This is a genomic window from Streptomyces sp. NPDC052496, assembly GCF_040679095.1.
Lineage (GTDB): Bacteria > Actinomycetota > Actinomycetes > Streptomycetales > Streptomycetaceae > Streptomyces.
Genome location: NZ_JBFAUH010000028.1, coordinates 64,361 through 85,731, shown reverse-complemented (window position 1 = coordinate 85,731; position 21,371 = coordinate 64,361). Strand labels below are relative to the sequence as shown.

18 protein-coding genes are annotated in these 21,371 nt (G+C 70.5%); 11 read left to right on the top strand and 7 right to left on the bottom strand.

Going from position 1 to position 21,371, the window contains the following annotated elements:
• The first annotated feature begins 4 nt into the window (after positions 1–4).
• The 3 genes from AB0L45_RS31490 (at position 5) to AB0L45_RS31480 (ending at position 4,492) form a co-directional block, all read left to right on the top strand.
• A complete protein-coding gene (locus AB0L45_RS31490) occupies positions 5–2,056 on the top strand; it encodes a protein kinase (RefSeq protein WP_365845990.1) in 2,052 nt (683 codons plus the stop codon).
• 245 nt (positions 2,057–2,301) lie between these two features.
• Complete coding sequence (locus tag AB0L45_RS31485; RefSeq protein WP_365845988.1) at positions 2,302–3,639, top strand: PspC domain-containing protein; 1,338 nt, start codon at positions 2,302–2,304, stop codon at positions 3,637–3,639.
• A 136-nt stretch (positions 3,640–3,775) separates the two neighbouring features.
• On the top strand, positions 3,776–4,492 hold the full coding sequence (locus AB0L45_RS31480; protein ID WP_365845986.1) for a response regulator transcription factor: 717 nt from the start codon (positions 3,776–3,778) through the stop codon (positions 4,490–4,492).
• Here the strand turns inward: AB0L45_RS31480 and AB0L45_RS31475 are convergent.
• The 3 genes from AB0L45_RS31475 to AB0L45_RS31465 form a co-directional block, all read right to left on the bottom strand.
• On the bottom strand, positions 4,470–5,732 hold the full coding sequence (locus AB0L45_RS31475; RefSeq protein ID WP_365845984.1) for an MFS transporter: 1,263 nt from the start codon (positions 5,730–5,732) through the stop codon (positions 4,470–4,472). The genes AB0L45_RS31480 and AB0L45_RS31475 overlap by 23 nt on opposite strands.
• 111 nt (positions 5,733–5,843) lie before the next feature.
• Complete coding sequence (locus AB0L45_RS31470; protein ID WP_365845982.1) at positions 5,844–6,422, bottom strand: TetR/AcrR family transcriptional regulator; 579 nt, start codon at positions 6,420–6,422, stop codon at positions 5,844–5,846.
• Between the two features lie 33 nt (positions 6,423–6,455).
• The gene (locus AB0L45_RS31465) at positions 6,456–6,890 is read right to left on the bottom strand and encodes an ATP-binding protein (RefSeq protein WP_365845980.1); all 435 of its coding nucleotides are present in this window, start codon (positions 6,888–6,890) and stop codon (positions 6,456–6,458) included.
• 81 nt (positions 6,891–6,971) lie between these two features.
• On the opposite strand from AB0L45_RS31465, the gene AB0L45_RS31460 reads away from it, so the two are divergent.
• The 4 genes from AB0L45_RS31460 to AB0L45_RS31445 all read left to right on the top strand — a co-directional run bounded on the left by AB0L45_RS31460 (position 6,972) and on the right by AB0L45_RS31445 (position 10,444).
• Positions 6,972–7,787: a helix-turn-helix transcriptional regulator gene (locus AB0L45_RS31460; RefSeq protein ID WP_365845978.1), complete on the top strand. Its 816-nt coding sequence runs from the start codon at positions 6,972–6,974 to the stop codon at positions 7,785–7,787.
• Positions 7,784–7,969, top strand: a complete 186-nt coding sequence (locus AB0L45_RS31455) for a DUF397 domain-containing protein (protein WP_365845976.1) — start codon at positions 7,784–7,786, stop codon at positions 7,967–7,969. The genes AB0L45_RS31460 and AB0L45_RS31455 overlap by 4 nt, the downstream gene beginning before the upstream one ends.
• Positions 7,970–9,387: 1,418 nt before the next feature.
• Positions 9,388–10,137 (top strand): hypothetical protein, encoded by a 750-nt coding sequence (locus AB0L45_RS31450; protein ID WP_365845974.1) that lies wholly within the window; start codon positions 9,388–9,390, stop codon positions 10,135–10,137.
• Between the two features lie 139 nt (positions 10,138–10,276).
• Positions 10,277–10,444, top strand: a complete 168-nt coding sequence (locus tag AB0L45_RS31445) for a hypothetical protein (RefSeq protein WP_365845972.1) — start codon at positions 10,277–10,279, stop codon at positions 10,442–10,444.
• Positions 10,445–10,540: 96 nt separating this feature from the next.
• Here the strand turns inward: AB0L45_RS31445 and AB0L45_RS31440 are convergent, their stop codons facing one another.
• The gene (locus tag AB0L45_RS31440) at positions 10,541–11,881 is read right to left on the bottom strand and encodes a serine hydrolase domain-containing protein (RefSeq protein WP_365845970.1); all 1,341 of its coding nucleotides are present in this window, start codon (positions 11,879–11,881) and stop codon (positions 10,541–10,543) included.
• 347 nt (positions 11,882–12,228) lie between these two features.
• Here AB0L45_RS31440 and AB0L45_RS31435 point away from each other — a divergent pair, with 347 nt between their 5' ends.
• Positions 12,229–13,353, top strand: a complete 1,125-nt coding sequence (locus tag AB0L45_RS31435) for an alpha/beta hydrolase-fold protein (protein ID WP_365845968.1) — start codon at positions 12,229–12,231, stop codon at positions 13,351–13,353.
• On the opposite strand, the gene AB0L45_RS31430 is transcribed toward AB0L45_RS31435, so the two are convergent.
• Complete coding sequence (locus AB0L45_RS31430) at positions 13,343–14,038, bottom strand: GNAT family N-acetyltransferase (protein WP_365845966.1); 696 nt, start codon at positions 14,036–14,038, stop codon at positions 13,343–13,345. The genes AB0L45_RS31435 and AB0L45_RS31430 overlap by 11 nt on opposite strands.
• Positions 14,039–14,826: 788 nt before the next feature.
• A complete protein-coding gene (locus tag AB0L45_RS31425) occupies positions 14,827–15,789 on the bottom strand; it encodes a helix-turn-helix domain-containing protein (protein ID WP_365845964.1) in 963 nt (320 codons plus the stop codon).
• 312 nt (positions 15,790–16,101) lie between these two features.
• Between AB0L45_RS31425 and AB0L45_RS31420 the strand changes: the two genes are divergently transcribed.
• Together AB0L45_RS31420 and AB0L45_RS31415 are read left to right on the top strand one after the other, a co-directional pair.
• Entirely contained in the window at positions 16,102–16,656 is a 555-nt protein-coding gene (locus tag AB0L45_RS31420) for a hypothetical protein (RefSeq protein ID WP_365845962.1), read from the top strand.
• An 81-nt stretch (positions 16,657–16,737) separates the two neighbouring features.
• A complete protein-coding gene (locus tag AB0L45_RS31415; protein WP_365845960.1) occupies positions 16,738–17,091 on the top strand; it encodes a hypothetical protein in 354 nt (117 codons plus the stop codon).
• A 58-nt stretch (positions 17,092–17,149) separates the two neighbouring features.
• On the opposite strand, the gene AB0L45_RS31410 is transcribed toward AB0L45_RS31415, so the two are convergent.
• A complete protein-coding gene (locus tag AB0L45_RS31410) occupies positions 17,150–18,340 on the bottom strand; it encodes an NlpC/P60 family protein (protein ID WP_365845958.1) in 1,191 nt (396 codons plus the stop codon).
• 552 nt (positions 18,341–18,892) lie between these two features.
• On the opposite strand from AB0L45_RS31410, the gene pcrA reads away from it, so the two are divergent.
• A complete protein-coding gene (pcrA, locus tag AB0L45_RS31405) occupies positions 18,893–21,370 on the top strand; it encodes a DNA helicase PcrA (RefSeq protein WP_365845956.1) in 2,478 nt (825 codons plus the stop codon).
• The last annotated feature ends 1 nt before the right edge of the window (position 21,371 follow it).

Below are 21,371 nucleotides of genomic sequence, written 5' to 3'. Positions count from 1 at the left end.
CGCGGTGACGGAGGCGGCGGTGGACGACGGGCGGCTGGTCGCCGGGCGGTACCGCCTGGTGGAGGAGATAGGCCGGGGCGGTATGGGGACCGTCTGGCGGGCCCACGACGAACTGCTCGGCCGGCAGGTGGCGGTCAAGCGGCTGCACGTCTCCCCGGAGCTGGACGCCGACGAACTGGCCCGCCGCAACGAGCGCACCCGCCGCGAGGCGCAGGCCGCCGCCCGGATCAACCACCCCAATGTGGTCAGTGTCCACGATGTCGTCGATGACGCCGGTCTGCCCTGCATCGTCATGGAGTACGTGCCTTCGGTGACGCTCGGCGACGTCATCAAGGAGGCGACCCTCTCGAACAGCTCGGTGCCGCCGGGCGAGGCGGCCCGGATCGGCCGCGGCATGATCACCGCGCTGCGGGCCGCGCACTCCGCCGGTGTCCTGCACCGCGACGTGAAGCCCGGCAACGTCCTGCTCGGCGAGGACGGCCGGGTCGTCCTCACGGACTTCGGCATCGCGGTCGCCACCGGCACGTCCACCCTCACCAAGACCGGCGAGCTGGTCGGCTCCATCGACTACCTCGCGCCCGAACGGGTCCGCGGCGGTACGCCGGGACCGGCCGCCGACCTGTGGGCGCTGGGCGCCACGCTCTACCAGGCGCTGGAGGGCCGGCCCCCGTTCCGCAAGCTCACGGCGGTCGAGACGGCGTACTCCATCGCCGTGGACCCGCTGGAGCCGCCGCGCAACGCCGGTCCGCTGACCGGGCTGATCGAGGCCCTGCTGGCGAAGGAGCCCACGGACCGGCCCTCGGCCGATGCCGTGGAGAAGGCGCTGCGCGCACCGGCCGCGTACACGGACACCACGTGGCTGAACGCGCCGGGAGCGCCGGGCGTTTACGGCGCGCGGAGCGCCCCGGGGGCTTCGGGCGGTCCGGGTGGTTCGGGCAGTCCGGGTCGTTCGGGTGGTCCCGGTGGTTCGGGTGGTCCCGGTGGTTTGGGCGGTCCGGGTGGTTCGGGTGGTCCGGATTCGGCAGGCGAGCGGGACACCGCCGGGGACGGTGGCATCGCGCCGACGGGCGGCATGACGACCCCGGTACCGGATTCCCCTGCGGACCCCCGCTCGGACACCCGCCCCCCTTCCCCGTCCGGCTCGTACCACTTGGCGCCTCCGGCCACCGGTGGTACGGCCGTCACCGGCAACATGGCCGCCATGGGCGGTACGGCTGCCACCGGCGGTACCGCCGTCACCGGCAGTACGGCTGCCACCAGCGGTACCGCCGTCACCGGCAACATGGCCCCACCAGGGGCCGGACCCGCAGACGGTACGGCCGTCACCGGCAGCATGGCCGCGATGGGCGGCGCGGCCGTCCCCGCCTCCCCCTCCTCCGGGAAGAAGCGCGGCAAGCGCGGCCGCAGGATCGCGCTGAGCGCCGTCGCCCTGGTCGCCGTACTGGCGGTCGCGGGCGGCACCCTGTACGCCCTCGGGATCATTCCGGGCGGCGGGAACGCGCAGGCGTCCGACGGCGCCGGCCCGCAGACCGAGGCGCCGTCGCCGTCCGCGTCGAAGACCAAGCCCAGCGCCAAGCCCACCCCGCGGCCGGTCCCCGCCGGGTACCACCGCGTCACGGACCCGGCGGCCGACGTCTCCTTCCCCCTGCCGGACGGCTGGACCCGCCAGCGGCAGGCGAACGGCAACGGCTCCACCTACCTCAACCCGAACCAGCTCGTCGGCCTGCGGATCGAGGTGCTCGACTTCGCGAGCGTGGATCCGCTGCGGCACTGGAAGGACAACGAGCGCAACTCCATCAACGAGGGCAAGTTCCCCGGGTACCAGCAGCTGCGGATGCAGGACACGGTCTTCCGCGGGCGTCCGGCGGCGCTGTGGGAGTGGAAGTGGACGGGCAGCAGACGCGACTTCCGCGCCATCGACCTGGGGTTCGGCCGGCCCGGCGAGAAGGAGTACGCGGTCTACCTGTCCGCGCCGTACGCCGAGTGGGACCGGTACAAGAAGGTATTCGACGCCGTCCTGGCCGGCCTCGTACTGCCTGAGGAGCGCCAGCAGTAGCGGGACGGTGGCCTCGGGGACACACCGGGTACGGGGCGGACTGTCACTTCTCCTGGTACCGGCCTGACCGGCCTGACCGGCCTGACCGGCCTGACCGGCCTGACCTGTCTGGCCGGTCTGACCTTCCTGCTCGGCCCTGCCACTTTCGTTACTCTCCGTTACAACTAAAGGTGACAGCAAGCCTAGGGGGTCCTCAGGGTCGACCCTGATGCCCCGCACCCGCCCCGCGTGTGACGATCGGTGCCATGACCACCGTGCCGACCCGGCCCGAGGCGAGCTACGCCACGGCGCCCGACCCCGACGACCCGCCCCTGCGCAAGCTGTACCGCAGCGCGGACGGGCGGCTGCTCGGCGGTGTCGCGCGCGGCCTGGCCGGGCACCTGGGGCTGCCGGTTTCCTGGGTACGGGTCGTGTTCATCGCGCTGTTCATGGCCGAGGGCATGGGCGCGCTGATGTACGCGGCCTTCTGGTTCATCGTGCCGCTGGGCGTCGGCGGCGTGGACGCGACGCGTGCGAACGCGACGCGCGTCGACCCGGCCGCCACCGCTCCCGGCCGCCTGCCCTGGTTCCGCAAGGGGCGCGCGGCCGGTGGCCGGAAGGCCGACAAGGGGCAGATGTTCGCGCTGCTCACGCTGCTCGCCGGCGCGGCCGTCGTCGCGTCGCGGTTCGAGCTGGGCCGGGCCAACGCGTATCTGTGGCCGGTCCTGCTGATAGGAGCGGGTGTCGCGCTGGTCTGGCGGCAGGCGGACAACGCGCGGCGCGCGCAGTGGCTGGAGATGGGCCGCCGCAAGGGCCTGCTGCCGGTCGTGCGGGGCGCGGCCGGTGTGGTGCTGGTCGGCTTCGGGGTGACCGGCATCGTGGTCCTCCAGGGCTCGGTGCGCAATCTCGGTTCGGTGCTCCAGGCCGCCCTTGCCGTCCTGGTCGGCATCGCGCTGCTCGCGGGCCCCTACCTGGTACGGATGACGCAGGACCTGTCCGAGGAGCGCCTGATGCGTATCCGCGCTCAGGAACGCGCCGAAGTCGCCGCGCATGTCCACGACTCCGTCCTGCACACCCTCACCCTGATCCAGCGCAACGCGGAGGACGCGCGGGAAGTGGCCCGTCTCGCCCGCGCCCAGGAGCGCGAACTGCGTGTCTGGCTCTACAAACCGGAGGGCCGCGGCAAGGACGAGGAGCAGGAGCCGGACACACTCGCCGAGGCGGTGCGCAAGTCGGCGGCCGAGGTGGAGGACCACCACGGCGTGCCGATCGAGGTGGTGGTGGTCGGTGACTGCCCGCTGGACGAACGGCTGAGCGCGCAGTTGCAGGCCGCGCGCGAGGCGATGGTCAATGCCGCCAAGTACGGTGGCGAGGGCGGTGCCGTGCAGGTGTACGCCGAGGTGGAGGGCCGTACGGTCTTCATCTCCGTACGTGACCGGGGCCCCGGCTTCGACCTGGACGCGGTCCCCGGCGACCGGATGGGCGTACGGGAATCCATCATCGGCCGCATGCAGCGCAACGGCGGCACGGCCCGGCTGCGCTCCGCGCCCGACGGCGGGACGGTGGTCGAACTGGAGGCGGAACGCCTGCCGGATGACGGATGATGACAATGACGCCAGAGCCAGAACCAGAACCAGAGCCACAGTCAGAATCGGAGCCGGAGCCGGAGCCGGAGCCGGAGCCGGGCTCAGGATCAGGCTCAGGATCAGGTTCAACGAGATCGAGGGACGGACGGACGAGATGAGCAGCGACGCCGCACAGGGTGACCAGGCCGGTGACCGGACCGGTGGCCCGGCCCGCACGGTACGGGTCGTCCTCGTCGACGACCACCGCATGTTCCGTACGGGCGTCCAGGCCGAGATCGGCCGTACCGACGAGACCGGCGTGGAGGTGGTCGGTGAGGCCGCCGACGTCGACCAGGCGGTCACGGTGATCACCGCCACCCGCCCCGAGGTCGTCCTGCTGGACGTGCACCTGCCGGGCGGCGGCGGCGTCGAGGTGCTGCGCCGCTCCGCTCCCCTCATGGCCGACCCCGAACGTCCCGTGCGCTTCCTCGCCCTGTCCGTCTCCGACGCCGCCGAGGACGTCATCGGCGTCATCCGCGGCGGCGCCCGCGGCTACGTCACCAAGACCATCACCGGTACGGACCTGGTCGACGCCATCTTCCGCGTCTCCGACGGTGACGCGGTCTTCTCCCCGCGCCTGGCCGGCTTCGTGCTGGACGCTTTCGCCTCCACGGACGCCCCGCCGGTGGACGAGGACCTGGACCGCCTCACCCAGCGCGAACGCGAGGTGCTGCGCCTGATCGCCCGCGGCTATGCGTACAAGGAGATCGCCAAGCAGCTGTTCATCTCCGTGAAGACGGTCGAGTCGCACGTCTCGGCCGTACTGCGCAAGCTCCAGCTCTCCAACCGCCACGAGCTGACCCGCTGGGCTACGGCCCGGCGGTTGGTGTGACGCAGGCGGCCCCGGGTGCCGGTGCGCTCGTACCGGCACCTGTGCCCGCACCCGCGACGCCCGCGCCGCCCGCGACGGCAAGGCTGGTACGGCGGCGCTGTCTCCGCCACCCGAGCTCCGGTACGAGCGAGACGATGCCGAGCGCCGCCAGCCCGGCCCCCAGCCAGATCGGCGCCCGCAGCCCGTACGCGCTGATGACCATTCCGCCGACCAGTGACCCCACGATCACGCCCAGCGTGATGAACGACGAGTGCACGGTGTTCACCAGCGCCCGCGCGTTCCCGGCGCGCTGGACGCGGGTGACCATCGCCGGGTTCATGGTGACCCCGACCAGCCCGATCCCCATCATGAACACCACAGCGGGCACCGGAACATGGGCGAGCAGCGCGAACCCGGTGAGGAACCCCAGGTTCAGCACCAGGCCGCAGAACAGTACGGCGACGGTGTGCCGGTCGGCGAGCCGCCCGACGACGGTGTTCCCAACGACGGTGGCCGCCCCGTACGCCACGAGCAGCAGCGGCACGGTGCCCGTCCCGAAGCCGGTGACCTCGGTCAGGATCGGGTTGAAGTAGCTGAAGACGGAGAATGTCGCCCCGATGATCAAGGTGCTGGTCGACAGTGCCAGCCACAGCCGGGGACTGCGGAACGCGCCCAGTTCCTGCCGTAGGCCGCCGCCCGCGTCGGCGCGCTCCAGCCTCGGTACGCCGAAGGCCGTGCACACCGCCGCGCCCACCGTGAGGGCCGCGATCGCCCAGAACGCGGCCCGCCAGCCCAGGTGTTCGCCGATCAGCGTGGACATCGGCAGGCCGAGCAGCGTGCCGAGCATCAGCCCGTTCATGGCTACGGCGATGGCGCGGCCGCGCGCCTCCGGGGGAGTGAGCTGGGCGCACACGGAGAGCGCCACCCCGAAGAAGGCCTGTGACGCGATGCCGGTGATGATCCGCGCGACCAGCATCGTCCCGTAGTCCGATGCGACGGCCGCCAGCACGTTGCCCACCAGGAACACCCCGAACAGCACCGCCAGGGCCCGCTTCTGGCGCAGCCGCATCACGCCCACCGTCAGGAACGGCCCGCCGACGGACATGGCCACCGCGAACGCGGTGATCAGATACCCGATCTGCGGCACGGTGGCCCCCAACCCTGCCGCCATCTGCGGCATCAGCCCAGCGAGGACGAACTCACTGGTCACCATGGCGAAGATGCCCAGGGCCAGGACGTACACGGCGCGTGGTACGCGCATGATCCCCCTCTTTTCCTAACCGATCGTTCCAAAAAATGGGCGTCCAAAAAATGGGCGTCCAGAAAATGGGCGTGCGGAACCCCGCGCGGGGCGGGGCGGCCGGCGAACGCGTCAGCGCAGTACGGTCATCGCCTGCTCGACCGCGTCATTGATCCGCCGCTCGTCGCCGGTCTTGCCGATGACCCGCAGGCCCTGGATGAAGGTGACCAGAAAACGGGCCTGCGCCCGCACATCCGCCCCTTCCTCCAGCTCGCCCTGCGCCTTCGCCCTGATCAGGGCGCCGGCGATGGCCGATTCCACCTCGTGGAGGGCCGTCTCGACACGCCGCTCCGCCTGCGTGTCCTGCGGCAGTAGCTCGACGGCGGTGTTCGTCACCAGGCACCCCTTGCGGTCCCGGTCCGCCAGCGACTCCTCGGCGAACGCCCGCAGGAACGCCCGTACGGCGGGCAGCGCCGGCCCCGGCTGGTTCAGCCGTTCCAGCGCCGCCACGCCTTCGTTCTCGCAGTACCGGTCCAGTGCGCGCAGGTACAGCTCGTGCTTGCTGCCGTACGTCGCGTAGATGCTGCCCCGGTTGATCCCGAGGTGCTCGACGAGGTCCTGCATCGACGTGGCTTCGTACCCCTTGCGCCAGAACAGCTCCAGAGCGGCCTGGAGCGTGGCACCCGGGTCGAACTCCTTGGTTCTGCCCATGCGGAGCACCCTACGCCGTACTTGACCGATCGTTCAAGAATGTGTGGTCGCCAGCTTCAGCTCGAACCACACGATCTTCCCGATCCCGTACGGGCGGGGGTACGCCCCCCACTCGTCCGCGAGCGCCGTCACCAGCGCGAGCCCGCGCCCGCCCTCGTCCTCGACCCCCGCCACCCGGGGCTCGGGCATCGCGGAACCGGCGTCCGCCACCTCCACCCGCAGCCGCCCCGCGAACAGCAGGCACCGCACGCGTACGTAGCGCCCGCGTGGGGCCCGCGCGTGGACACAGGCGTTGGCCGTCAGTTCGCTGAGGATGAGTACGGCGGTATCGGTGGCCTCGGCCTGCAACCGCCACACCTCCGCGAGTTCACGGAGGTACTTACGTGCCCGCCGCGCGCTACGGGGGTGGCGCGGCAACCACCATTCATTCTGAAGGGGGGAATTTCCGTCGTTCACGCCCCCGAGCATGTCGACGCGGGCGTACGGTCGGCAGCCGCGACGAGGGTACGCACCGGCCTGTACCGGTCGTGCCGACGATTAGGGGGCACGATGACGAAAGAGCCGGCCCAACTGCCCGCGACGTGGCGGTATTGCGGGGATCAGCTCAAGCTGTGGCGCGCCCGTGTGGGGCTTTCCCGGGAGGACCTCGCCGAGGAAGCGAATTACGACGCCGAGTACGTCAAGTCCATGGAGCAGGGCCGGCGTAGGCCGACGCTGCGGATGCTTCAGGTCGCGGACCAGATGTGCCGGGCTCACGGGATGCTGGAGTCGGCGCACAAGTACCTGAACCCGGAGAAATGTCATGAGCGCAGCACCGAGTTCATGGCTCTCGAAAAAGACGCGATCACATTGCACTGGTTCGAGTGCCTCCTGATTCCGGGCTTGCTCCAGACCGAGGAGTACGCGCGCGAGCTGATGAGCCACGGGTTCCCGCCCGTGGAAGACGACTTGGTGGAAGCGCGCGTCGCGTTTCGACTCGAACGTCAGGAAAAGCTGGAGGCCGAGCCGACCGCGCTGTTCAGCTTCGTCATTTACGAGGCTGCGATGCGCACGATGGTGGGAGGTGCCGAGGTGATGAAGCGGCAACTCGATCGACTGCTGGAGCGGCAGAGACTGCGCAACGTGTCGATCCAGGTTCTGCCGACCGGTCGCGCGCCCTACCAGGCGCTCAGCGGGCCGGTCGTGTTGCTCGAAACCGCCGAACACCAGACGTACGCATACTCCATGGCGCAGGGCGCCAGTACGTTGCAATCGGAGCCGGGTGATGTGAGTGAACTGGCCCACCTGTACGGCATGATTCGTATGCAAGCGCTGGGGGTCGAGGACAGCGACGCATACATCCGAAAGGTTGCGGCGGATCTATGAGCACTTCGGGCGTGTGGAGGAAGTCCAGCTACAGCGGCTCCGACGCCGACGCATGCGTGGAGATAGCCATCCAGTCGGATGCTGTCCGCATTCGCGACTCCAAGGACGTGACCGGGCCCCAGCTCATCGTCTCCTCCCGCGCGTGGGCGGCCTTCATCCCCTTCGCTGCTGCCGGAGCTTGAGCCCCGAGCGCCGGGGGGCGGACGTCGAGCCCCTTATCCAAGGAACGGGTGGGTTGGGACAACCCGCCCGCCCTCCCAACCCCCGCGCATACCAGTGCACGTGACGTTGCGCGACCAGGTTGCGACGGAACGTCGCCAGGCTTTACCGTCACCGCAGCAGGCGCAGTGCTTGCCCTCACCAAAACAGCCCCGGCCGGTGCTACCAACACCGAACCGAGGCCTGACCTCCAAGATCGGAACAAGCGATCTCGTGGCTGACACCAAACTTACTACGGCGCCCTGCGCGGCCGCCGCCCCTTCCCCCCACCCCCTCGCCGCCCCCGGCTACGGCAAACGCTCCGCCCCAGGCCAGGCGCGCCGCCGAGCGGACGACTTCTCGGCTCTCCCCGAACGCGAAGCGTTCATCGCCGCGTTCGTGGACCGGTTGCCGGACGGTGCCGCCATGGACGTCAAGACGCTCGCCGCCGCGCAGCCCCGCTACGGCCAGCAAGCCGTCCGCACGGCCCTCACCCGGCTCTCCGCCGCAGGCCACCTGCGCCGCGTACAGGAGACCGTCGGCCACGGCCGCTCCCAGTGGGTGTACCGCACCTACTTCACCCGTACCGCCCGCGACGACACCTGGTGGCACCACTTCCTGACCGGCACCGCCCCCGGCACCGCCACCCCCGCCCCCGCGCCACCACCCCCTCCTCCGCAGGCTCACCCTCCGCAGGTTCAGCCTCCGCAGGTTCAACCGGACGAGCGACCGCCGGCCCCTGAAGCCCCGCCCGCACCCCGCACGGTGGCCCTCGCCGACCCCCACCCGGCCCCACCGGCCCCCTCCCCGGCGTACGCGACCCTCGCCGCCCTCAGCACCGCCGACCCCCGCATGATCCTCTCCGCCGCCGAATGCGCCGCACTCGAAGGCCTCGCCGCCGAATGGCTGGCCCGCGGAGTGACCAGCGCCCACCTCGTCACCGTCCTCACCGCAGGCCTGCCACCCGAGGTGCACTCCCCGGGCGCCCTCGCCCGCACCCGCCTCACCACCAAACTCCCACCCCCGCCCACACCCCCGCCCACACTCCCACCAGGCACAACCGTGCCCGCCCCTACCTCCATCCCCGTACGCATCCTCGAATGCACCGAGTGCGGCGTCCCCGGCCGCCCCGAAGCCCTCCCCGGCGGCCTCTGCCGCGCCTGCCGAGGTGACTCACCACCGCCCGACCCGGCCGCCGGACACCTCCTCGCCGAACGCACCCACCACTTCGCCCACCTCTGCCGCTCCCGCTCCCTCCCCGGCCCGCCCCAAGCCGGCCAGGACGCGGCGCGTGGGCGACAGCAGGGTGTTAGTGGAACGGCAGCCTTGCGATAGCGGCTCCGCACAGAGTGGGTGACGTACCGAGGAATCAACATCACCGGCTGCCCCGGGGGAATCCGAAATGAGCTCCAGCACCACCGCCCGCACCACCGCCCGCACCACCCGCCGCCGCACCGTGCGCGTCGCCGCCGCGGCCCTGGTCGCCGTCGCCGGGCTGTCCCTGACCGCCTGCTCCGGCTCCGACACCACCGGCACGAAGGCCGCCGCGACGACCCAGACCGGCACCGGCGCCGCGTCCGACACCAACACCAAGATCGACACCAACACCAAGATCGATACCAACGCCAAGTCCGACACCAACGCCAACACCGACACCAAGGCCGGTTCCCAGCCGGCCGCCGCGGGCCGGCAGACGGGCACCTCGCACGCCGCCGCGCCCAAGGCGGCAACGGCAACCCCGGTCCGCACCCAGCAGCTGGCGGACGGCATCAGCAAGGCTGAGATCTACAAGCTCGGTGCCCAGCGCTACCGTGCCAAGATCGTCGCCCGTGGCGATGTCCTGGCCACGCTGGAGACGAACCAGCACGACGCCGGACTCGACGCCAACGACATGTTCGTCGTGCTCACCCTGGACGGCAAGGTCCACTCGTGGATGGGCGGCGGGCACCAGGGACCGGGCACCTTCAAGCTCGCGGGCGGCTGGACGGCCAAGGTCACCAAGACCGGCGAACTCCGGTACCGCGCACAGATCCTCGGCAGGGACGGTGCGGTGTACGGCACGCTCGACGCCGACCAGCACGACGCGGGCACCGAAGCCAACGGCGTCCACATCGTGCTCAGCAGCGGCGGCATCATCAGCGCCCACGCGTGAGCACCCGGCCCGCCGGTGCGGCAGCACCACCGCCTCGGGGTGCTGACCGCACCCCGGCCGGGGTGTTGGCCCCATCGTCGTCACGGCCTCCTTCCGGAAGAGTCGGTGCCGTAGCGCCCGCCCGGTAACGGAGGAACTCATGAAAGCCCTGCTCTGGCTCATGCTCAGCGTCTGCCTGCTGGCCAACATCTACGTCAACGCGATGGTCGAGGAGGGCGCCAAGCAGATCCTGCTCAGCGTGGCCTGCGGCGTCGGCGTACTCACCGCCGGCGCCGGCCTGTGGCTGACCCGGGACCGCCGTTCCTGACGTACGGGGTCACGGAGGCACCCGGGTCAGGGTCACGGAGGTACCCGGGTCAGGGGCACGGAGGGCCAGGGAGCGCAGGGCTACGGAGTCAGGGGATCACGGGGATATGGGGCCGATGGCGGGGCCGCCGCTGCCGACGGTGAGTTCTTCGCCGCCGCACAGGGCCTGGCCGAGATGCGCCTCCTTGGCGTCGTCGATCGGGCCCAGCTTCGGGGTGATGCCGTCCGCCTCCAGTCCGTAGTAGCGCACCAGGTTCGTACCGAGGGAGAGCTGCCGCCGGCCGTCCGGGCTGTGGAGGGACATGGTCTCGGCGCCCAGGACCAGGCCGTTGTGGCCCCAGAACCGGCCGCACGCCGAATCCAGCGAGAACAGCCCCAGCCCGTACCCCAGCCGGGGGTTCTCCGTCGGCACCGTGGTCTGCATCTCCCGCAGCTCGGCCGGGCCGGTCAGCTTGCCCGTCAGCAGGGCCCGGAAGAACCGGTTGAGGTCATCCATCGTCGAGACCAGCGAACCGGCCGTCCCGGCCCAGGACATGTCGTACACGCTGAAGTCACGCGGCGGCACGAACTCCCCGTGCAGGCCCTCGTACATCTTCGGATGCGGGCCGGTCAGCCGGGCCGAGCGCGGGAAGTACGTGTGCCGCAGCCCGGCCTTACGTATGACGTGGTCGGTGATGTACTTCTCCGGCGCCTGGCCGGTGACCTCGCGGAGCAGCAGTCCGGCGATGACGTAATTGGTGTTGGCGTAGTGGTGCGCCGCCCCGGGCTTGCCCGTCGGGGGCGCCGCCAGGCCCAGCCGGGCCAGCACGCGCGGATCCCACCGGTGGTGGCGCAGGGTCTCCAGGTCCTCCGCCTGCTTCCAGATCGCCGAGCCGTAATCGGCGATCCCGCTGGTGTGGTTGAGCAGCATCCGCACTGTCACCGCCCGGCCGCGCTCGCCGGGGACCACGTCGGGCAGGTACCGGCCGATCGGTGCGTCCAGGTCGATGCGGCCCTTGCCGACCTGCTGGAGCACGGCGGTGGCGGTGAAGGTCTTGGTGATGCTGCCTATGCGGTGTTCGAGCTGCGGTGTCGTGGGGCGGCCGGTCTTCACGTCGGCGACGCCGGAGGCGCCCTGCCAGGACGCGGCGCCGTCCCGTACGGCGGAGTAGGCGCCGTACATGCCGGCGTCGTGCAGCTCACGCAACGTGCGGTCCAGCGCGGCGCGGTCCAGGCCGGTGCCGTGCGGGCCGGTCCGGTGCACCGGACCCGTCGCTGCGGGCGTGGCGGCCCCGGCGGACTGGGCAGTTCCCGTGGACTGGGCGGCAGGCTCGGCGGCCGAGGCGGGGAGGGCCGAGGCGGGGAGGGCCGGGGCGAGCAGGGCCAGCGTGAGGGCCGAGGTGGTGGCGGCCAGTCTTAATCGGCGGCGGTTCCTGGAGGACAGTGGCGGCAGTGACATGGTGCGGCTCCGTCGGGTTGTGGTGGCGGCGGGCGATCTCTTCGCTCGCCTGTGATTCTGCTGAGCCCGCCCGCTCCCGGCATCAACCCGTGGTATGACTTCGTGCACACGTTCGAATGACGCTTGTCAGGTTTAATTGACGCGGCCGCCCGCGCGGCCCCTCCGCCGGCCCGCCTGTGACCGGGGCCACCATGCCCGTACGCAGCGAAGCATCCGCGCAAAGAAGGCGCCCAGGGGGGCAACCGCAGGCTGTCGGATGACCATCTAATCTTGCGGAGAGGCTCGCTGCCGACGGCAGGGCCAGAACCATGCCCACGCCGCACCATGCCCTGGAAGCGAGATCCCCGATGAGCCTGACGGGTACGCCCTTCTTCCTCACTGCGGTCGCGCTGCTGATCATCGCGGTCGTGCTGCCGTTCGCGCTGTGGAGCCGCCTCCGCGGACCCCGGATACTGCGGGGGCTGGGACGCCTGGGCATGCTGCTGTTCGCGCAGGCCACCGCGATCACCCTGGTGTTCGTGGTCGTCAACAACACCAACAGCCTCTACGACAACTGGGACGACCTGCTCGGCACCTCCGACCACGTCGACGCCGCCAAGGACCTCGGCCCGGACGGCCTGGGCGGGCTCAAGCTGAAGGACGAGCCCAAGCAGCTGGTGAACTTCGGGCCGCCGAAGGACTCGGTGGTCGGACCGGGCGTCCAGGAAGGCGAGTTCAAGGGCCGGATCTCGGGCGTGAGCGGCGAGGTGTACGTATGGCTGCCGCCGCAGTACAACGACCCGGCGTACCGGGACAAGAAGTTCCCCGTCGTACAGATGCTGCCCGGCTTCCCCGGCTCCGCCAAGTCCTGGATGGGCACGCTGAAGGCGCCCGAGCAGCTGAAGTCGCTGATGCAGCGGGGCAAGGTCAAGCCCTTCATCCTCGTCGCGCCGCGCACCACCCTCCTGGGCAGCGTGGACACCGGCTGCGTCAACATCCCCGGCAAGGCGAACGCCGACAGCTGGCTGAGTGTCGACGTACGCCAGATGGTGATCGACAACTTCCGGGCCGAGGACAAGGCCGACTCCTGGGCGCTGGCGGGCTACTCGGCGGGCGCCCACTGCGCCACCAAGCTCGCACTGGCCCACCCGGACCGCTACCGCGCCGCCATCAGCCTCTCCGGCTTCAACGACCCGAAGCTGGAGCCCGCCTCGCTGGCCGGCAAGGACCCCAAGCTCCGCACCGAGAGCAACCCGGTCAACATCCTGAAGTCGGCCAACAAGGCGGGCAAGCCGCCGCGTACCGCGCTCTTCGTCTCCGGCGCGTCCGGTGACGGCTACGAGGCCGGAGTCGCCCTCAAGCAGCTCGCCAAGAAGCCGACCACGGTCAAGGTGAAGCTGATCCCGCCGGGCGCGGGCGGCCACGGCACGGCCGTATGGAAGAACCAGATACCGGAGGCCTTCCAGTGGCTGAGCGGTGTGGTCAAGCCCTGAGGGACGCCGACGCCTGGCCGGGGCCGGGGTCCGCGGCCGGCTCCGGGAGCGGGGGGATGCGGGCGGCCGAGACCGGTGAGTGCAGCTGCCAGCCCAGTGAGTGGTAGAGGGCCCGGCCCTCGGGGCTGGCCACCAGGATGCCGTGGGCGGCGCCCCGTTCGGCGACGTGCGCGGAGAGCGTGTTCATGACGAGGCTGCCCAGACCGCGGCGGCGGTGGGCCTGGCTCGTACTGATCATGTCGTAGACCGCCGAGCGCGGCGTGGAGGCGTCGGTGACCGCGGCCTGGCCCCGGGCGGCGAGATCGCCGGTCGCGGCGTCCAGGACACGGCAGTCGATGATGCCGGTGCCGTCCCTGTCCACCGTCTCGACCATGTAGCCGTCCGGGGCCCGGTCGCACCGGCCCGCGTACGCGGACGCTGTGGCCAGCGCGGTCGACATCAGGAACTGCGGCACGTCGAACTCCCAGCCGGAAGGCAGGACGGGGGCGACCTCCGCGCGTGGTGCGCAGACCTTGACCCACACGTTGGGGGTGGTGATCGAGGCGGTGAGATCGCGCAGGGCGTCCGGGTCGGCGACGGGGAAGACGTAGCGGCCCGGCTGCTCCGGAAGCCCGGTCTCGACGTGGAACCCGCCGTGTACGGAGGTGGGGGCGGCGGCGCCGCGGCAGCGCGACCAGCCGTGCACCCAGGTCCGGACGAGACCTGGGGGGAGGGGCGGAAGGGGAGGGAGGGAAGTGAGAGGCGAACCGGCCGTGTCTATAGGGGGGTTGTCTATAGGGAGGTTCATGTGGCCGATCTTAAGGCGGGGCTCGGTGCGGGCGCCTCGTCCGGGATCCATGAGCCTTGTGCTGCGTGGCCTCGTGCCGCGTGCCTGTGCTGCGTGGCCTCGTGCCGCGTGTCCCGTACCGCGTGCGGCATACCCCGTGCCGCATACCGCGTGCCGTACGCGTGCGTCCCGGCTGGGTCAGGCGGCGGCCCGTAACAGGGGGAGCGGGCCGCCGCCCTTCCTCTCGGCGGGGACGGCCGACGACCGCCGGGGCGGAATCCGGCGGTGGTGGGGAGTCGGCCGCCTGTTTGAAGGACGCTAAACCTCGGCGCCGCGAAAAGGTGGCCGCAGGCCAGGTATTGCACGAGTTTGGCTCGGGTTTGGTCCGGTGGTGGATGCGGATGCCCAGGACGTACGCCCTTGGGGGCGGGTCGGTGATGTGCTTTGACCGGGGCGCGGAGTCGGCCGGTTCGTCGGGTTTGCCGGTTCTGCGCGGGTATCGGGTGGAACGCTGGCCTTTTCAACGTGGTGCCGGTCACAACCTGAAAATGCTGTGAAGGGCGCGCTCCGCCACGTAATTTCTTATGTGTCGAGGGGGCGAGTTCGGGGGCGGTACGGGTATGCAGGGGGGCGCCGGTAAGGGGGGTAGGCAACGTTTTCCGAACGTTGCCTGAAATCCGGTGGCTGCCCCGGCCGCCCGCCGGGCATCACCCGGCCGGCCAGGGCCCGCGGCAGGCCGGCTCCTCCTCGCAGATGAAAGTCGCCCGCTGGAGTGTCGCGCCTTGGAGTCCGCCGTGAGCCTCGGTGATGACGTGCGCGCGGATCATTTTCCCGCTGCGGGGATCCCAGAGCGGGCGCGGGATGGGACTGATGGTGATGTCGCCGTTCTGGGCGATCCAGCGGGGTGTTTCGCGGTAGGCGCGACGCGTTCGGGGGTGGCGTTGAATATCGCGCTCGATTTCCCGTACCTGCGGGTCCGTCGGGTGCCGTTGAAGAGTCGCGGAGACCACCGCGAGCGACGGCATCAGCCAGAACTCATGGAACGCTTCGAGGTCGTTCCCGCCCAGAATTTCGGGCGCGTCGGGGTGGAACAGGATGTACCTCTGCGTGTTCCGGGTGGGGTGCGCCGTGAGGTGGCGCCGCACGCCCCCGAAAACGGCCCGGAATGGCGAGTTCGTGAGCACGACGTTCCAGGCGAGATCGTAAACGACGGACGGATGGGCGAGGCCGTCGATCATCCTCCGGTACAGCGCCATCGTGGCGGTGAGCTGCCCGCTCGCGTCTTCGCCGGCGTGCCCGCCCAGGGATCCGCCGGTGTGTCTGCCGGTGACGGTGGAGGGTGGCAACTGGCCCGTCAGGACGTAGAGAACCGCCTGGCTCTCCGCGCTCATTTCCAGCGCGTTGCCCAGTTGTTCCACCTGCTGGGCATTCAAGCCGGCGGGATGGCGGAGCCAGTTGCGCAGTGTGCGCGGAGTCTTGCCCAATTTCTCGGCGAGGTCTTTGCGGGTGATGCCGAGTGCGTCCCGCGCTTCCTCCAGCAGCTGCCTGACCATCTGGTCGCGGTCCCGCCCGACACCGTCGCACGCCGCGGCCCCGGCGCCCGGTGCGCCCTCCGTCCCGTCGAGCGCTTGCCTGGTGGGAGACGGCAGGCGGCTGCCGGCGTCGGTCATTGAGGGCTCCTGCCAGTCCGTGTCCGTGTCCGTGTGCGAGTTCGTGTGCGAGTCCGTGTCTGTGTCCGTGCCTGTGAGGCAAAGGGTCAGGGTGCCCCGGAACCGAGGGGTGCGGCCAGCGAGGAGATCGGGATCTCGCCACCGGTGATCGTTGCGCACGGGCGCCCGGACCGGGGCACAGGGTCACGCCAAACCACGTATATACGGCATTTCGCCCGAGGGGAAACCGTGTTTCCCCTTTCTGGCGATCACCGGAGAAGCGGTCATGATGAGGAGGCCTGAGCGGGGCACTCCGATCGAATGGTTGGTGAAATGAAGAAGAGTGTGGTGCAGGACGGGCGCATGCGTTCCCTCGATCCGGCCGCCGGTCGTATGCGGGCCAGTCGGATTCTCGCCGTCAAACCCGACAGCACCCTCGCCGAACTGGCCGAAGGGGCCGGAATCAGCATTGCCACGGCCAAAGACGTACGGGACCGCGTGCGTTCCGGGCGGGATCCGCTGCCGCCGAGGCTGCGCACTGCCGAGAACCGGCGCAGGCAGGCGAACAGTGAATTGGGGCCGGGAAAAGCAGCGGAATCAGCGTCGACACTTTATGGCGACGCATTGTTGTCGCGAAATGCCATGAACGACGTGGAGACCGTGGTGGACGCATTGCGGAAGGACCCCGCACTGCGTACGGATGTCGGCCGGGCGCTGTTGTTCCTCCTGAAACTGCACGCCGTCGAAGACAGCGATAAGTGGCGGCACCTGGCCGCGGGGGTGCCGGAACACCGCGCCGAAGCCGTGGCCCGGGCCGCGCGGCGCTGCGCCGAGCGGTGGACGCGTTTCGCCAGGGATGTCGAGGACGGGCGCCGTCAGGCGTCGTGAGGGGCGAGGTCCGCCAGGCGGCGGGGGAGGGGGCGGACCTGAGTGAGGGGCGGTACCGCGTGCGGACTACGATCCACCACTATGGACGTAGTGACCAAGGTCTTCGTGGGACTGCACATCATCGGCATCGCCTCGCTGCTCGGTGGCTTCCTGACCCAGATGAAGCCGATGAGCGCGGGCACCGCCCGCTTCACGCCCGCCATGCTGCACGGCGCGCTGACGATGCTGGTCACCGGCATCGCCCTGGTCGGCCTCAACCAGGCCCAGGACCACACGCTCGACAACGTCAAGCTCGGCGTCAAGCTCGCCGTACTGGTCGTCATCCTGGGCCTGGTCTACGTGAAGCGCGACGAGGAGAAGGTGGAGAAGCCGCTCTTCCTGGCGGTGGGGGTGCTGACGGTGGTCAACATCTTCATCGCCCTGCTGTGGACGTGAGCGGCGACTGACGAGGGCCTGCCGGGGGCCGTGGGGCGCGCGCCCCACGGCCCTCTTCTCATGCCGGCCGGAGGCTCCCGTAGATCGGCATGTAGTAGATCGACTCGACCCGTACGCTCGCGCCGGGCTTCGGCGCGTGGATCATCTTCCCGTCGCCGATGTACATACCGACGTGACTGATGTCGTTGTAGAAGAACACCAGGTCACCCGGGACCAGGTCCTTGGTCGCCACCCGGTCGCCGGCCTTCACCTGGTCCCACGTGGTGCGCGGCAGGGAGACGCCCGCCGCCTTCCAGGCCGCCTGGGTCAGGCCGGAGCAGTCGTACGAGTTCGGGCCGGTCGCGCCCCAGACGTACGGCTTGCCCAGCTGCGCGCGGGCGAACGCGAGCGCCTTGGCGGCCTTGGTCGCGTACGTACCGTCGTCGGACGTACCGCCACCGGAGCCGCCGGAACCACCGGAGCCGCCGTCCGGTGAGCCGGATCCGGTGCCCTGGCCCGGAGTGTCGTGCTGCTTGCGGTCCTCCCGCTCCTTGCGCTCCTTCTCGGCCTGCTTACGGGCCAGCTCCTCGGCCTTGCGCTTGGCCTCGGCCTCCTTCTTGCGCTCCAGCTCCGCCAGCCGTGCCTTCTCCTGGGCGGTCAGCCGCGACAGCAGCTGCCGGGCCTCGGCCAGCTTGTCCTGGACGTCCTTCTTGGACTCCTTCAGGGCCGCCTGTGTCTCGGTCAGCCGCTCCAGGTTCCGCGCCGCCTCGGCGCGCTGCCGTACGGCCTTGGCCTGCTGGTCCTGGTAGTCCGTGACGACCTGCTGCTGCCGCCCGGACAGCCGGTCCATGAGGTGGCTGCGGTCGGCGAACTGCTGCGGGTTCTGCGCGAGGAGCAGCTGCGCGGTCGGGCTCAGGCCGCCGGTGCGGTACTGGGCCGAGGCATAGACGCCCAGCTGGCGCCGGGCGTCGTTCATCTTCTGAGTGCGCCGCGCGGTCTCGTCCAGGAGGTGGTCGACGGTGCTGCGCTGCTCGTCGGCCTGTTCATTGGCCCCGTTGTACTTCTGGGTCGCCACCTCGGCCTGGCGGTAGAGGTCGTCGACCTTCTGCTTGACCTCTTCGATGGACTGCTGGGGCTGACGCGGCGCGGCCTCGGCGGTCTGCGAGAGCAGGGTGACGGAGGCGAGGGCGGCGGTGGTGAGCCCGGCGGCCGTACGGCGGCCTCCGGGGGAGCTGAGTATGCGGGTGCGCGGCTTGCGGTGCGACGCCAAGGCCGGCGACTCCTTCCGTGGACCGCCTACCGGGTTAGCTGACAGGTTCGGGCGTACGGAAGGGTGCCCTACGGTCCGTACGGCTGCGGGAGAGGCCCTGGGGCGGTGCCCTGGGCGGGTGCTCGGGTGGTGCCCCGAGCGGGTGCTCCTGCGGCGTCCTGAGCGGATGCTCCGGGCGGTGCTCCGAGGTGCCTCTCGTCGTGTGCCGTACCGGCCGATTCACCTCGGTGGTACGTGTGGGTTCCCGGCTCCGGATGCCTGGCGGCAGGGCCGGACTCGGCGGGGGCGGCCCGTGCGGACGCTGTCGGCCGCGGGGACGCGGGCTGCCCGAGCGAGCACGGTAGCCAACCCATGTGGCCCCTGTGAAGGCTGATGTTCGATATGCCCGAAACCTTTTTGTTATCTTGCCGCGTCCTGAGCGTGTCCTGGGTCACTTGTGACCGAACGGGGACGTGTTCCGCCTGCGGTCCGGCCGGCGGGCGTCCTAGCTCACACGGCGGATTTTCCGGTACGGGCCGGGCTGTCAGTGCGGCGGCCTAGACTCGGTGGGCGATGAGCAGCCTCTTTGACGACAGCTTCCTGGCGGACCTCGAACCCACCGGCGAGGGGCCCCCGCCCCCTCCCGAGGACGAGGACGGTCCGGCACAGGAGGAGATCCCGGCCGACCTGTTCGGCGGGCGCTTCGACGTGCCCGGCGGCATCCCGCACGCCGTGGGCCCGGGCCGCGACCCGTACTACCGCGACGGCGCCGCCCGCCCCGCGGTGGATCCGGCCGCCCTCCTGGAGGGGCTGAACGACCAGCAGAAGGCCGCCGTGGTGCACACCGGCGGCCCGCTGCTCATCGTCGCCGGCGCCGGCTCCGGCAAGACCCGCGTCCTGACGCACCGGATCGCGCATCTGCTCGGCGCGCGCCGGGTGCATCCGGGCGAGATCCTCGCGATCACCTTCACCAACAAGGCCGCGGGCGAGATGAAGGAGCGCGTCGAGGAGCTGGTCGGCCCCCGGGCGAACGCGATGTGGGTCTCCACCTTCCACAGCGCGTGCGTGCGCATCCTGCGCCGCGAGTCCAAGAAGCTGGGCTTCACGTCGTCCTTCTCGATCTACGACGCGGCCGACTCCAAGCGCCTGATGGCCCTGGTCTGCCGGGATCTGGACCTCGACCCCAAGCGGTTCCCGCCGAAGTCCTTCAGCGCCAAGGTCTCCAACCTCAAGAACGAGCTCATCGACGAGGAGACCTTCGCGCAGCAGGCTGCCGACGGGTTCGAGAAGTCGGTGGCCGAGGCGTACACGATGTACCAGGCCCGGCTGCGCGAGGCCAACGCCCTGGACTTCGACGACATCATCATGACCACGGTCAACCTCCTCCAGGCGTTCCCCGATGTCGCCGACCATTACCGCCGCCGCTTCCGGCACGTCCTCGTCGACGAGTACCAGGACACCAACCACGCCCAGTACACCCTCGTACGGGAGCTGGTGGGACCGGCCGAGACCGCCGGTGAGCTGTGCGTGGTCGGTGACGCCGACCAGTCGATCTACGCGTTCCGGGGCGCCACGATCCGTAACATCCTCCAGTTCGAGGAGGACTATCCGGACGCCACGACGATCATGCTGGAGCAGAACTACCGCTCCTCCCAGACGATCCTCAGCGCCGCCAACGCCGTCATCGAGCGCAACGAGAACCGCCGCCCCAAGAACCTGTGGACGGACGCCGGCGAAGGCCCCCGCATCACCGGGTACGTCGCCGACACCGAGCACGACGAGGCCCAGTTCGTCGCCGACGAGATCGACCGGCTGACGGACGCGGGCGACGCCAAGGCCGGCGATGTCGCGGTCTTCTACCGCACCAACGCCCAGTCCCGTGTCTTCGAAGAGATCTTCATCCGGGTCGGCCTGCCCTACAAGGTCGTCGGCGGCGTGCGCTTCTACGAGCGCAAGGAGGTCCGCGACGTCCTCGCGTACCTGCGCGTCCTCGCCAACCCGGAGGACACCGTCCCGCTGCGCCGCATCCTGAACGTGCCCAAGCGCGGCATCGGCGACCGCGCCGAAGCCATGATCGACGCGCTGTCCGCCCGCGAGAAGATCACCTTCCCGCAGGCGCTGCGCCGGGTCGACGAGGCGTACGGCATGGCCGCGCGCTCCGCCAACGCCGTCAAGCGCTTCAACACGCTCATGGAGGAGCTGCGGACCGTCGTGGAGTCCGGCGCGGGCCCCGCCACCGTCCTGGAAGCGGTGCTGGAGCGTACGGGCTACCTGGCCGAACTCCAGGCCTCCACCGACCCGCAGGACGAGACCCGCATCGAGAACCTCCAGGAACTCGCCGCCGTCGCCCTCGAATTCGAGCAGGACCGCGGCGAAGAGAACCCGGGCACCCTCGCCGACTTCCTGGAGCAGGTCGCGCTGGTCGCCGACTCCGACCAGATCCCCGACGAGGACGAGGAAGGCTCCGGCGTCATCACGCTCATGACGCTGCACACCGCCAAGGGCCTGGAGTTCCCCACCGTCTTCCTGACCGGCATGGAGGACGGCGTCTTCCCGCACCTGCGCGCGCTCGGCCAGACCAAGGAGCTGGAGGAGGAGCGGCGCCTGGCGTACGTCGGCATCACCCGCGCCCGTGAACGGCTCTACGTCACCCGCTCCACGATGCGCAGCGCCTGGGGCCAGCCGTCGTACAACCCGCCGTCCCGCTTCCTGGAGGAGATCCCGGACCAGTACGTCACCTGGCGGCGTACCGGCCCGGCGACGCCCTCCGCCTCGATGGGCGCGCTGTCCGGCACGGGCGGCGGAGGCTTCGGCTCCGGCCTGTCCTCGTCGCGTACGAAGGCCGGGCCGAGCGGCTTCGCGACCCGGCGCGCCAAGGACCGCGAGGTGGTCTCGCTGGCGGTCGGCGACCGCGTCACGCACGACAGCTTCGGGCTGGGCTCGGTCGTCGCGGTCAAGGGCAGCGGCGACAACGCGGAGGCGACGATCGACTTCGGCGGGGAGAAGCCGAAGCGGCTGCTGCTGCGGTACGCGCCGGTGGAGAAGCTGTGAG

Coding starts and splice junctions, on each gene's coding strand:
- AB0L45_RS31475 (WP_365845984.1), bottom strand. CDS start 5,732: ATGCGCGTACCACGCGCCGTGTACGTCCTGGCCCTGGGCATCTTCGCC.
- AB0L45_RS31460 (WP_365845978.1), top strand. CDS start 6,972: ATGACGAAAGAGCCGGCCCAACTGCCCGCGACGTGGCGGTATTGCGGG.
- AB0L45_RS31450 (WP_365845974.1), top strand. CDS start 9,388: ATGAGCTCCAGCACCACCGCCCGCACCACCGCCCGCACCACCCGCCGC.
- AB0L45_RS31440 (WP_365845970.1), bottom strand. CDS start 11,881: ATGTCACTGCCGCCACTGTCCTCCAGGAACCGCCGCCGATTAAGACTG.
- AB0L45_RS31480 (WP_365845986.1), top strand. CDS start 3,776: ATGAGCAGCGACGCCGCACAGGGTGACCAGGCCGGTGACCGGACCGGT.
- AB0L45_RS31420 (WP_365845962.1), top strand. CDS start 16,102: ATGAAGAAGAGTGTGGTGCAGGACGGGCGCATGCGTTCCCTCGATCCG.
- AB0L45_RS31470 (WP_365845982.1), bottom strand. CDS start 6,422: ATGGGCAGAACCAAGGAGTTCGACCCGGGTGCCACGCTCCAGGCCGCT.
- AB0L45_RS31455 (WP_365845976.1), top strand. CDS start 7,784: ATGAGCACTTCGGGCGTGTGGAGGAAGTCCAGCTACAGCGGCTCCGAC.
- AB0L45_RS31425 (WP_365845964.1), bottom strand. CDS start 15,789: ATGACCGACGCCGGCAGCCGCCTGCCGTCTCCCACCAGGCAAGCGCTC.
- AB0L45_RS31485 (WP_365845988.1), top strand. CDS start 2,302: ATGACCACCGTGCCGACCCGGCCCGAGGCGAGCTACGCCACGGCGCCC.
- AB0L45_RS31435 (WP_365845968.1), top strand. CDS start 12,229: ATGAGCCTGACGGGTACGCCCTTCTTCCTCACTGCGGTCGCGCTGCTG.
- AB0L45_RS31415 (WP_365845960.1), top strand. CDS start 16,738: ATGGACGTAGTGACCAAGGTCTTCGTGGGACTGCACATCATCGGCATC.
- AB0L45_RS31465 (WP_365845980.1), bottom strand. CDS start 6,890: ATGCTCGGGGGCGTGAACGACGGAAATTCCCCCCTTCAGAATGAATGG.
- pcrA (WP_365845956.1), top strand. CDS start 18,893: ATGAGCAGCCTCTTTGACGACAGCTTCCTGGCGGACCTCGAACCCACC.
- AB0L45_RS31445 (WP_365845972.1), top strand. CDS start 10,277: ATGAAAGCCCTGCTCTGGCTCATGCTCAGCGTCTGCCTGCTGGCCAAC.